This window comes from Pectobacterium sp. 1950-15 (assembly GCF_037136835.1).
GTDB lineage: Bacteria > Pseudomonadota > Gammaproteobacteria > Enterobacterales > Enterobacteriaceae > Pectobacterium.
On record NZ_JBBBQR010000008.1, the window covers coordinates 122,630 to 134,854 of the forward strand.

The 12,225-nt window shown below is 56.7% G+C and carries 7 protein-coding genes; 5 read left to right on the plus strand and 2 right to left on the minus strand.

Translation table 11 applies throughout. The features are described 5' to 3' along the window. Nucleotides 1-4: 4 nt before the first annotated feature. Together malP and malQ are read left to right on the plus strand one after the other, a co-directional pair. Nucleotides 5-2,527 carry a maltodextrin phosphorylase gene (malP, locus tag WCT94_RS11180; RefSeq protein WP_336869618.1) on the plus strand — a complete coding sequence of 841 codons (2,523 nt, stop codon included), beginning with the start codon at nt 5-7 and terminating at the stop codon, nt 2,525-2,527. Between the two features lie 12 nt (nt 2,528-2,539). Next, a complete protein-coding gene (gene malQ / locus WCT94_RS11185; protein ID WP_336869619.1) occupies nt 2,540-4,624 on the plus strand; it encodes a 4-alpha-glucanotransferase in 2,085 nt (694 codons plus the stop codon). 69 nt (nt 4,625-4,693) lie between these two features. Here the strand turns inward: malQ and nfuA are convergent, their stop codons facing one another. Both nfuA and gntX read right to left on the minus strand, forming a co-directional pair. Further along, on the minus strand, nt 4,694-5,269 hold the full coding sequence (gene nfuA / locus WCT94_RS11190; RefSeq protein WP_015842023.1) for a Fe-S biogenesis protein NfuA: 576 nt from the start codon (nt 5,267-5,269) through the stop codon (nt 4,694-4,696). Between the two features lie 60 nt (nt 5,270-5,329). Then, complete coding sequence (gene gntX, locus WCT94_RS11195; protein WP_336869620.1) at nt 5,330-6,031, minus strand: DNA utilization protein GntX; 702 nt, start codon at nt 6,029-6,031, stop codon at nt 5,330-5,332. Between the two features lie 83 nt (nt 6,032-6,114). Here gntX and bioH point away from each other — a divergent pair, with 83 nt between their 5' ends. The 3 genes from bioH (at nt 6,115) to WCT94_RS11210 (ending at nt 12,222) form a co-directional block, all read left to right on the plus strand. Beyond that, complete coding sequence (bioH, locus tag WCT94_RS11200) at nt 6,115-6,882, plus strand: pimeloyl-ACP methyl ester esterase BioH (protein ID WP_336869621.1); 768 nt, start codon at nt 6,115-6,117, stop codon at nt 6,880-6,882. A gap of 377 nt (nt 6,883-7,259) precedes the next feature. Further along, nucleotides 7,260-10,382 carry a multidrug efflux RND transporter permease AcrD gene (gene acrD, locus WCT94_RS11205; protein ID WP_336869622.1) on the plus strand — a complete coding sequence of 1,041 codons (3,123 nt, stop codon included), beginning with the start codon at nt 7,260-7,262 and terminating at the stop codon, nt 10,380-10,382. Between the two features lie 94 nt (nt 10,383-10,476). After that, entirely contained in the window at nt 10,477-12,222 is a 1,746-nt protein-coding gene (locus WCT94_RS11210) for an alkaline phosphatase (protein ID WP_336869623.1), read from the plus strand. The last annotated feature ends 3 nt before the right edge of the window (nt 12,223-12,225 follow it).

Genomic DNA, 12,225 nt, shown 5'->3' on the forward strand with positions numbered 1-12,225 from the left:
CACGATGTCAGATTCTTCAAGAAAGTCGGGTTCTGCAAAAGTATCCGGATCGTCAAAACGTTCAGCGGCTGCAAAAAAGCCAGAGGCTTTAACGCAGCCCGTTTCCTCCGCCCATCCTGCTATCGCCTTTGATGCCTCAGAATTTATCGCCGCGCTGCGCCGCCAGCAGCGTCTCGGTGGCGTCGCGTCTCTGAAAGCGATGACGCCAGTGCAGTGCTGGCGCGCCGTCAGCCTTGCGCTGTCTGAACAACTGCTGATGCACTCCGCTTCGCCAACGTCTCCTGCTGCCAATACGCCTCAGCGCCATGTGAACTACCTGTCGATGGAGTTTCTGCCTGGTCGTCTGACGGGCAACAACCTGCTGAATTTGGGCTGGTATGACGCGGTAGCCGCCGTGCTCGCCGAGCAGGGGCTGAACCTGAGCGATATTCTGGAGCAGGAAACCGATCCGGGTTTAGGCAACGGCGGATTAGGTCGGCTGGCGTCCTGCTTTCTGGATTCGATGGCAACGGTGGGACAGCCCGCCACGGGGTACGGCCTCAACTATCAGTATGGCCTGTTCCGTCAGCACTTTGCACAAGAAAAGCAGCAGGAAACCGCCGATGACTGGCAGCATGACGCCTATCCGTGGTTTGTACCGCGCGCGGAGCTGGCGGTGGATGTCGGGTTTGGCGGGCGTCTGCAACCCCAGACGGACGGCACCCTGCGCTGGTTGCCGGATACCGTTTTCAGAGGTGAGGCCTGTGACCTGCCGGTGATTGGCTATCACAACGGCGCCGCACAGCCGCTACGTCTGTGGCGCGCGACGCATCGCGATCCGTTTGATTTGACGTTATTCAACGAAGGGCACTATCTGCGCGCGGCTCAGGCGGGAATTTCCGCCAGCAGCCTGACCAGCGTGCTGTATCCGAATGACAATCATGCGGCGGGCAAACGCCTGCGCCTGATGCAGCAGTATTTCCACTGCGCCTGTTCGGTAGCCGACATTCTGCGTCGGCATCTTAAGGCGGGGCGCGCGCTGTCCGCGTTGCCGGATTATGAAGTCATCCAGCTTAACGATACCCACCCGACGCTGGCGATCCCTGAACTGATGCGTCTGCTGCTGGATGAACATCAGATACCGTGGGATGACGCCTGGTCGATAACCGGACGTACCTTTGCCTATACCAACCATACGCTGATGCCGGAAGCGCTTGAGCGCTGGGACGAACGGCTGTTTGGTCGCCTGCTCCCTCGCCATCTGTCTATCATCCGGCAAATTGATACGCAGTTTAAGGCGCTGGTTGAGGACACGTGGCCCGGCGATCGGCAGGTGTGGGCGAAGCTCGCCATCCGCCACCAGCGTCAGATTCGTATGGCAAACCTGTGCGTCGTCAGTTGCTTTGCGGTCAACGGCGTGGCGGCGCTGCACTCGGAACTGGTGGTGAAAGATCTGTTCCCTGAATACCATCAGCTGTGGCCGACCAAATTCCATAACGTCACCAACGGGATTACGCCACGCCGCTGGCTAAAACAGTGTAACCCGGCGCTGTCCGCGCTGATTGACGACACGCTGCATACGCCGTGGGTGAATGATCTGCCCGCGCTGCAAGGGCTGGAACCCTATGCTGACGATGCTGGTTTTCGTGAGCGTTATCGACAAATCAAAGCTGATAATAAAACGCAGTTGGCAACCTACCTGCGCCAGCAGTACGACATCGTGATCGATCCTCAGGCGCTGTTTGACGTGCAAATCAAGCGATTGCATGAATACAAACGCCAACATTTGAATCTGCTGCATATTCTCGCGCTATATCGTCAATTGCGTGACAATCCGCATCTGGATATAGTGCCGCACGTCTTTTTGTTCGGTGCCAAAGCGGCGCCGGGCTATGTATTAGCGAAAAACATCATTTATGCCATTAACCGGGTCGCTACGGTCATTAATCAGGATCGCCGCGTTAACGATCGCCTGAAGGTCGTCTTCCCGCCGGACTATCGCGTATCGCTGGCCGAACGGATGATTCCTGCCGCGGATGTGTCTGAGCAGATTTCAACCGCAGGTAAAGAAGCGTCCGGCACGGGTAACATGAAGCTGGCGCTGAACGGTGCGTTGACCGTCGGCACGCTGGACGGGGCGAATGTGGAAATGGCACAGCAGGTCGGTGAAGACAATCTGTTCATTTTTGGTCACACCGTCGAACAGGTAAAAGCGCTACAGGCGCAGGGCTATGAGCCGTCTGACTACCTTGCCGTGACGCCGCTGCTGCGTGAAGTGCTGAATGAGCTCGCGAGTGGCGCGTTCAGTCAGGGGGATAAAAATGCGTTTTCCCCGCTGCTAGATAGCCTGCTGAAGCTGGGCGATCCCTATATGTTAATGGCCGATTTTGCACCGTATTGCGAGGTGCAGCAGCGTGTTGATGCGCTTTACCGTGAGCCGGATGAATGGACGCGCCGCTGTGTGTTGAATACCGCCAGAATGGGGATGTTCAGTTCGGACAGGGCGATTCATGATTACCAGACGCGCATTTGGCAGGCGCATCGTTAGGAAAAGGAGAGGGTGTTCAAGGTGGATAAACTGGCAAGCCAGCAGACAGGCATCGCGGAAAGCTATACCGATGCCTATGGCAAAGAGCACATTGTTGCGGCCGCAATCAGAAACCAGATTCAGGCAATGATGGACGTTTCTGACAGCGGCAATGCGCCCTTGCCGCCTGTTCGTGTCTTTTTGCAGGGCCGGGACGCGGTCATTGAGCTTGCTGGTCACGGTGAATTCCTCTGGACGCTGATGTATGAAAACGGCGGTCAAATTCAAGGACAGATCACGGGCGGCTCAACGTTGGCTCTGCCGGGCGTGCTGCCGCTGGGTTACCACTACCTGACGCTGACGCAGGCCGATCAGCGCTGGAGCTGCCGGATTATTGTTGCGCCGCACCGCTGCTATGAGCCTGAAGCCTTACAGCAGGGAAAACGTTGGTGGGGCGTGACCGTCCAGCTTTATACCTTGCGCTCGCAGAACAACTGGGGCGTCGGGGATTTTGGCGACCTGCGCCATCTGGTGGAACAGATTGCCCGGCGCGGCGGTGCCTTTGTGGGGCTGAACCCGCTCCATTCGCTGTATCCCGCGCTGCCAGAGGCCGCAAGCCCTTACAGTCCTTCCTCCCGACACTGGCTGAACATCATTTATATTGATGTGAACCGTATTGATGATTTTCAGCAGAGCGAGGAAGCGCAGGCATGGTGGCACCGTGAGGATACGCAAAGTGCGGTTGCAGCGTTACGGGCGGGGCGCTGGGTCGATTATGAACCGGTGACGGCGCTTAAGCTGGCTGCCTTACGGCTGGCTTTCCGTTACTTTACGACCCGCAGCGCGCTGGACCCGCGTATCAGCGCTTTTCGCCAGTTTGTCGTCAGCGGCGGGCAGAGCCTGCAACTTCAGGCGACGTTTGATGCGTTGCAGGCCTACCTGAAAAAGCAGGGCGAGAACTACGCGGACTGGCACCAATGGCCAGCCCGTTACCATGACGTGCACAGTGAAACTGTGAAGTCATTCCGCCGTGAAAACAGCGATGAGATTACGTTCTACAGCTGGCTGCAATGGGTGGCGCATGAGCAACTCGCGGAGTGCTATGCACACAGTAAACAGCTTGGCCTGCCGCTCGGTCTGTATCGCGATTTAGCCGTTGGGGTCGCACAGGGCGGTGCGGAAACCTGGGATGAACGGCAGCTCTATTGCCTTGATGCCTCTATCGGTGCGCCGCCGGATCCGCTTGGACCACAGGGACAAGACTGGCAGCTCGCGCCGATGAACCCCACGATGATGCAGCTGCGTGGCTATCAACCGTTTATCGATGTCTTGCGCAGCAACATGGCGCATTGTGGTGCGCTGCGTATCGATCACGTGATGGCGCTCTTGCGTCTGTGGTGGATACCCAAGGCGGAGTCGGCGGGCAGCGGGGCTTATGTGCATTATCCGGTCGACGATCTGCTGGCGGTGCTGGCGCTGGAAAGCCAGCGCCATCGCTGCCTGATTATCGGTGAGGATTTGGGCACGGTGCCGCCGGAAATTATCAGCAAACTGCATGACTACGGTATCTATTCTTACAAAGTGCTGTTCTTTGAAAAGGACGAGGAGAACCATTTCCGCGCACCGGAAGACTACCCGCGTCAGGCAATGACAACCATTACGACGCACGATCTCCCGACGCTGCGCGGCTACTGGCAAACCGTGGATTTATCGCTGGGGCGGGAACTGGGGCTGTACCCAACGGAAGCGTTACTGCAAGAACAAATGCAGCAGCGTGAGAAAGCGAAACAGGGGCTGCTCAACGCGTTGCACGAATTCGGGCTGTTGCCGCAGCGGGTTGGCCGCAACTCGGCGCTGACGACAATGGGCGCACCGCTGAGTCGTGGCGTTCATCGCTATGTCGCCGATAGTGCAAGTGCTCTGGTGGGGTTCCAACTGGAAGACTGGCTGGACATGGCGACACCGGTCAATGTGCCGGGTACCAATCGCGAATACCCCAACTGGCGGCGCAAACTCACGCGTCCGCTGGAGTCGATCTTCGCCGATCGCTGCCTTGAACGGCTGGTTCGGGATATGGATTTGCGTCGTGGCGCACCGATGAAAACGCAGAAAGCCTAAGGCAGAGCGAATACGCTTCCTCCCCTGAGTCGGGGAGGAAGCAGAAGGATAAATCAGCAGAAGAGGGGATTAATAGTAGGAGTGTTCGCCGCGCTGGTGCTCGGTGAGATCTCTCACGCCTTTCAGCTCAGGGAATTTTTCCAGCAGCTCTTTCTCGATCCCTTCTTTCAGTGTGTAGTCGACCATCGAACAGCCGTTACAGCCACCGCCAAATTGCAGAATCGCCATGCCGTCATCGGTAATTTCCATCAGCGTTACGCGGCCGCCGTGACCAGCCAGCTGTGGGTTGATCTGCGATTGCAGCACGTACTCAACGCGTTCCATCAGCGGGGCGCTGTCGTCCACTTTACGCATTTTAGCATTTGGCGCTTTCAGCGTGAGCTGAGAACCTAACTGGTCGGTTACGAAGTCGATTTCAGCGTCTTCCAGATAAGGTGCGCTGAGTTCGTCTACGTAAGCGGAAATCTTTTCAAACTTCAGTACGGTATCGCTGGCTTCTACGGCATCCGGCGGGCAATACGAGACGCCGCACTCGGCGTTTGGCGTACCTGGATTGATAACAAATACGCGAATCTGTGTGCCTTCTTCCTGTTTTGCCAACAGTTTCAGGAAATGCTCCTGAGCAGCATCGGTAATACGGATCATAATAGTAAGCTCGATAGTTGACTGCACTTATCGGTTATAATACGCCCATCCTCCCCCCGACTACAAGGTTCGGCACAAACACCAGACCTGAACGCCCGCCGCACCTTGAGCCAGCAGCAGCCTGCTGATTTCGGCGGCGGTACTGCCCGTCGTGACCACATCATCCAGCAAAACCACCTGCTGCCCGGACAGCGAGATATCACACGAGAATGCGCCCCGCAGGTTGCGCCGCCGCGCGCTGGCGCTGAGCGTTTGCTGTAGCGGTGTGCGGCGGGTGCGCTGCAACCCGCGGGGCTCGTAAGCACAGTTCAACCAGCGCGCGAGAGGACGGGCGAGCAGCTCGGTCTGGTTGAAACCCCTGCGCCACTGGCGGTTCCGGTGCAGGGGAACGGTGAACAGGCGGTCAGGGCGGAACAGGAGAACCTGCCCGGTGAGCTTTCTCTCGCGATAGGACGTCAGCCAGCGCAGTAATAGCTGCCGGGCGAGCACCGCTGCCAGCTCGGTTTTACCGTGGAACTTAAACTGTTTCAGCAGCGTGTTAAGCGGCGGCACGTAGTCGCTGATAAAGGTGATGGATTGCCAGGGAGGCGGGTTTTGCAGGCAGCGCCCGCACTGACGCGTTGTGTCGCCGGAGGGCAAGCCACAGCGCGGACAGCAGGTGGGCAAGCGCGGCAAGTGTCGCTGGCAGTATGAGCAAATCCCCTGCTGGCCGTGATGAAGCGGCAATAAGCATAGCCAGCAGCGTGCGGAGATGGTTAACATTGTTTTCCTTAACGATCGTTTTCCCTGAAATATATTGACCCCACGCAAACGCGAAGGGGTGTCCTGAGGAAGGAAGATAACTGATGGCAGCGTTGTATTGGCAGACCGAAGACGCAGGAAATACGGATCTTGTGTTGTTGCACGGGTGGGGATTGAATGCACAGGTATGGCAAAGCATTATTGCGCGACTCGCCCCGCATTTTCGTCTGCATCTGGTCGATCTGCCCGGCTATGGCAGAAGTCAGGGATTTGGGGCAATGTCGCTGAGTGACATGGCGAACATCGTGCTGGCGCAGGCACCGGAACGTGCCGTCTGGCTAGGGTGGTCGCTGGGTGGACTGGTTGCCAGCCAGATTGCGCAGTGCGCCCCTGAGCGGGTAGACAAGCTGATTACCGTGGCGTCATCCCCTTGTTTCAGCGCACAGGACGGCTGGCCGGGTATCAAGCCAGACGTCTTGCAGGGGTTTCAGCAGCAGCTCAGTGAAGATTTCCAGCGTACGGTTGAGCGGTTTCTGGCGCTGCAAACGCTGGGAACGGAGAGCGCACGGCAGGATGCCCGACTATTGAAAAGCGTGGTGCTGGAACAGCCAATGCCGTCAGTTGAAGTACTAAACGGCGGGCTGGACATCTTGCGCGAAGCCGACTTACGCCAGCCGTTAGCCGACCTGGCCGTGCCGCTCCTGCGGCTCTATGGTGCTTTGGACGGGCTGGTGCCGCGCAAGGTCGCTGGGTTGCTGGATGCGCAGTGGCCGAACTCGACCTCGGTGGTGATACCAAAAGCCGCGCATGCGCCGTTTATCTCGCATCCCGATGCGTTTACCGAGCAGGTGATCGCGTTCGCTCAGGCCTAGCCGACGATAATTTACATTTTCTCCTCAATTTCTCCACGATTTAGCCGATGTCGGCAGTTAAGGTTATTCGGCACGCTGTATGCATAATGTCGGTCGTTTCAAGATCGAGATACCGGGGGCTACCACGGTGTGAGGCATTCCTACGGGAACTTCATCACCGTGTTTCCCCTTATAAAATGCAAACGCATTTTAAATGCCACTTGTGGCAGCCCGTCAGGGCGAGCACAGGAACTGGGCGAGTAAATTCGTGCTGAAGTGATCGGCATTACCTTGTATGCAGGGTTTTCTCTGGGTTGAATGAACCCGATTCTGTTCGATTATAAGTAGGCTGCTCATACAGCAGCCACGTTAAAATATGGCTGAGGAGTGTTGGAGAGATGGCGAATTTTTTTGTCGACCGTCCTATTTTTGCGTGGGTGCTGGCTATCCTTCTCAGCCTGTGCGGTATGTTGGCTATCAAGTCATTGCCGCTGGAACAGTATCCCGATCTGGCACCGCCCAGCGTGCGGATCACGGCGAGTTATCCCGGCGCATCGGCGCAGACGCTGGAAAATACCGTCACGCAGGTTATTGAGCAGAGTATGACCGGGCTGGATAACCTGATGTACATGTCCTCAGACAGCAGCAATACCGGGCAAGCGCGCGTCATGCTGACCTTCGAGGCGGGTACCAATCCCGATGAAGCTCGCCAGCAGGTGCAAAACCAGCTTCAATCCGCTATCCGCAAGCTGCCGCAGGAAGTCCAGCAGCAGGGCGTCACCGTGAGTAAAACGGGTGATACCAATATCCTGATGGTCGCGTTTGTCTCTACCGATGGCAGTATGGACAAACAGGATATCGCCGATTATGTCGCGACGAATATTCAGGAACCGATTAGCCGTATCAGCGGGGTGGGTGAGGTTTCTGCGTATGGATCGCAGTATGCGATGCGTATCTGGCTGGATCCGGCCAAACTGATGGATTATGCGCTGACCACCAGCGATGTGGTACGGGCCATCGAATCGCAGAACAGCCAGGTTTCAGTAGGACAAGTCGGCGGTGTACCGTCGGTGGACAATCAGGCGTTGAACGCGACGATCAACGCGCAATCCCTGCTACAGACGCCACAGCAGTTCCGTGATATCACGCTGCGCGTCAATCAGGACGGCTCCGCGGTGACGTTAGCTAACGTTGCAGAAGTCGAACTGGGTGCCGAACGCTACGATTTTCTCAGCCGTTTCAACGGCCAGTCCGCTTCTGGTCTGGGGGTGACGCTGGCGTCTGGCGCAAATGAGCTGGAAACCGATAAGCGCGTCAGGGAACGTATCGATGAGCTATCACGCTATTTTCCGCACGGGTTGGAAGCCAAAATCGCTTTCGAAACCTCCCCCTTTGTTAAAGCTTCTATCACCGATGTGGTGAAAACCCTGTTTGAAGCGGTGCTGCTGGTCTTTCTGGTGATGTACCTGTTCTTGCAGAATTTCCGCGCCACGCTGATTCCCACGATTGCGGTGCCGGTAGTGTTACTCGGTACGTTTGCCGTGCTGTACGCCTGTGGATTCAGCCTGAACACCCTGACGATGTTCGCGATGGTGCTGGCGATTGGCCTGCTGGTGGACGATGCCATCGTGGTGGTGGAAAACGTAGAGCGGGTGATGAGCGAAGAGGGGCTCTCGCCACGGGAAGCGACGCGAAAATCGATGGGACAGGTGCAGGGGGCGCTGGTGGGGATTGCGCTGGTGTTGTCCGCCGTGTTTGTGCCAATGGCCTTCTTTGGCGGCACGACGGGGGCGATTTACCGTCAGTTCTCCATCACAATTGTGACGTCAATGATTCTGTCGGTGCTGGTGGCGATGATTCTGACGCCCGCGCTGTGCGCGACGTTGCTCAAGCCGCTTGCTAAGGGGCAACATCATGGTCGCAAAGGGTTCTTCGGCTGGTTTAACCGGGGCTTTACCCGCACGTCGCTGAAGTATGAGCGCGGCGTTGGCAAGATATTGATTAGCAGCGGGCGCTGGCTGCTGCTGTATATGGGCATCATCGGCGTTATGGCTTTTCTGTTTTTTCGGCTGCCGACCTCGTTTTTGCCGCAGGAAGATCGGGGCGTGTTCACGACGCAAGTGCAGCTACCGCCAGGGGCGACGCAGCAGCAGACCTTACAGGTGGTCAACAAGATCGAGCAGTATTATCTCACGCAGGAAAAAGACACGGTGACGTCCGTGTTTTCCACCATTGGCTCGGGGCCGGGCGGAAACGGGCAAAACGTGGCGCGGCTGTTTATACGCCTTAAAGACTGGAACGAACGCACCACACCGGAGAGCAGCTCGTTTGCCGTGATCGAACGCGCGACCAAAGCCTTTCGTCATATTCAGGAAGCGCGCGTGTTTGCCAGTAGCCCGCCGTCAATTAACGGGCTGGGGAGTGCCGCCGGTTTCGCCATGCGCTTACAGGATCGCGGGGGACTGGGGCACGATGCGCTGATGGCGGCGCGGGATCAGCTGTTAAATATGGCTGATAGCAATCCCGAACTGACGCGCGTACGTCATAACGGTCTGGATGACAGCTCGCAGCTGCGGATTCATATCGATCAGCGTAAAGCACAGGCGCTGGGTGTGTCGGTGGATGACATTAACAGCACGCTGAAAACCGGCTGGGGCTCGACCTATGTGAATGATTTTCTCGATCGTGGCCGTGTGAAGAAAGTCTACGTTCAGGCGGCGGCAAAGTTCCGTATGCTGCCGGACGACATCAGTAAATGGTATGTGCGCAACAACCGTGGCGGTATGGTGCCGTTCAGCGCGTTTGCGCAAACCGTCTGGGAAACGGGATCGCCGCGTCTTGAGCGTTACAACGGTTATTCCTCGCTGGAGATTGTCGGCGAGGCGATGCCGGGCGTCAGTACCGGTACGGCCATGACGGTCATGGAATCTCTGGTAGCGAAACTGCCGGAAGGCTTTGGTTTAGAGTGGACGGGCATGTCGTTGCAGGAGCGATTGAGTGGGGCGCAGGCGCCGGCGCTGTATGCGATTTCTCTGCTGGTGGTGTTTCTGTGTCTGGCCGCGCTGTATGAAAGCTGGACGGTGCCGTTTTCCGTCATGCTGGTGGTGCCGATGGGCGTGCTGGGGGCGCTGGTGGCAACCTGGGCGCGCGGTCTGGAAAACGATGTCTATTTTCAGGTTGGGCTATTGACCGTGGTTGGGCTATCGGCGAAGAACGCCATTCTGATTGTGGAATTCGCCAACGAGATGAACCAGAAAGGGAAGGATCTGGTTGAGGCCACGCTCGAGGCTTCCCGTCAGCGGCTGCGGCCGATATTGATGACGTCACTGGCATTTATTTTCGGTGTTCTGCCGATGGCGACCAGCAGCGGTGCGGGTTCAGCCAGTCAGCATGCGGTGGGAACGGGCGTGATCGGCGGGATGCTGGCTGCGACTTTCCTCGCCATCTTCTTCGTGCCGCTGTTCTTTGTCGTCGTGCGACGCCGCTTTCCGTTGAAGGAGAAGGCACCGCAGCAGGATTAGATGTAGATGCAATAATTTATGGTGAAATTCATCAAACTGTAAAAAAAGGTAACTACGTTATGTCCTGCTAAACTACGCAACCAAGGACATAACAATGAAAGCTCGCTGGTTACTGCCTTTACTGATTTCTGCTGCGCTGCCAGGAATGGTGCAGGCTCAGGCCATTTATCCCATTGACCGCGCCACCATGTTGGCGGGCGGGAAATTCGATTTTAAAGTCGAGTTTGATGAAGTACTCAAGCCGGAAGATATCCGCATTCTGATCAACGGCAAAGATTACCAGCAGGTGCTGGGCAAAACGGCCTCGTTTGTTGAGCGTGAAGACGGCGGCAACGCCTCCACGATCTGGCTGCGAGACGTGAACCTGCCGGAAGCGGGCAAATATGTCGTCGAAGCGGAAGCCAAAGGCAAAAAAACACAGGTGAGCTGGGACGTTTATTCCGCGTCCGGTACGCGTAAAGCCAAGAACGTGATTCTGTTCATCGGCGATGGCCTGTCCGTTGCGCACCGCACCGGCGCGCGCATCCTGTCCAAAGGGGTGACGGAAGGGAAAGCGGATGGTCGTCTGGCGATTGATGACCTGCAATATATGGCGTTTGCCGGTACGTCCAGTACCGACTCTATCGCGGCCGATAGCGCCAACACCATGAGTGCCTACATGACCGGTCACAAATCCGGTGTGAACGCGCTGGGTGTGTACGTCAGCCGTAGCAAAAATTCACTTGAGCACCCGAAGCAGGAAACGCTGGGTGAGCTGTTAACCCGCTCTACCAAGATGTCTGTCGGCGTCGTCAGCGATGCTGAACTTCAGGACGCTACGCCAGCGGCGGTCGTCTCTCACACTCGTCGTCGTGCAGATAAAGCTGAAATCGTTGAGATGTTCTACAACGTGCAGCCTACGGTCATGCTGGGCGGCGGTTCTGCCTACTTCCTGCCGAAAAGCACGCCGGGTTCAAAGCGTAAAGACGAAACCAACTACGTTGAGAAGTTCCAACAGGCTGGCTACTCACTGGTTACCGATGCTGATTCACTGAAGAAAAATGCCGCGCAGGCCACCAAGCTGCTGGGCCTGTTCCACACTGGTAATATGGATGGCGTGCTAGATCGTCGTTTCCTGAAAAATGACGTGACCAAGAAATTCCCTAACCAGCCTGACCTGACAGACATGACGCAGGCGGCGCTAGATGTGCTGTCCAAAAACAAGGACGGTTTCTTCCTGATGGTAGAATCTGCGCTGATCGATAAAGCCTCTCACCCGCTGGATTGGGAACGTGCTTTCACCAGTACCATCATGCTGGATCAGTCTGTTGCCATCGCCAAACAGTTCGCAGAGAAAAACCCAGATACGATGATTATCGTGACGGGCGACCATACTCACGGTCTGTCTATCATCGGTACTGTGGACGATAACAAGCCGGGCACCGAGATGCGTGAGAAGGTCGGCGTGTATGAAGAAGCCGGCTATCCGAACTATAAGGATGCCAACAAAGACGGCTACCCGGATGACCTGAACGTCTCCAAACGTCTGGCCGTGTTCTTCAACAACTACCCAGACTATTACGAAACGTTCCGTCCGAAGCTGGATGGTCAGTTCGTTCCTGCTATCAAGAACGAAAAAGATGAATACGTTGCCAACAAAGCCTACGAGAAAGTGCCGGGTGCGGTCTTCCGTGAAGGGATCCTGCCACGCTCTTCCGATACCGGCGTTCATGCCGTTGACGATATGGTGATTCAGGCTAGCGGCCCAGGTGCAGAACGTATCCGTGGTTATATGGAAAACACCGACCTGTTCCGGGTCATTGTGGACGCGCTTGCGGTGAAACCGCAGGACAAAAAGTAATCC

What these genes read in the sequence shown, in the direction of transcription:
- malP (WP_336869618.1), top strand. Translation starts at nt 5, where the DNA reads ATGTCAGATTCTTCAAGAAAGTCGGGTTCTGCAAAAGTATCCGGATCG.
- nfuA (WP_015842023.1), bottom strand. Translation starts at nt 5,269, where the DNA reads ATGATCCGTATTACCGATGCTGCTCAGGAGCATTTCCTGAAACTGTTG.
- gntX (WP_336869620.1), bottom strand. Translation starts at nt 6,031, where the DNA reads ATGTTAACCATCTCCGCACGCTGCTGGCTATGCTTATTGCCGCTTCAT.
- bioH (WP_336869621.1), top strand. Translation starts at nt 6,115, where the DNA reads ATGGCAGCGTTGTATTGGCAGACCGAAGACGCAGGAAATACGGATCTT.
- acrD (WP_336869622.1), top strand. Translation starts at nt 7,260, where the DNA reads ATGGCGAATTTTTTTGTCGACCGTCCTATTTTTGCGTGGGTGCTGGCT.
- WCT94_RS11210 (WP_336869623.1), top strand. Translation starts at nt 10,477, where the DNA reads ATGAAAGCTCGCTGGTTACTGCCTTTACTGATTTCTGCTGCGCTGCCA.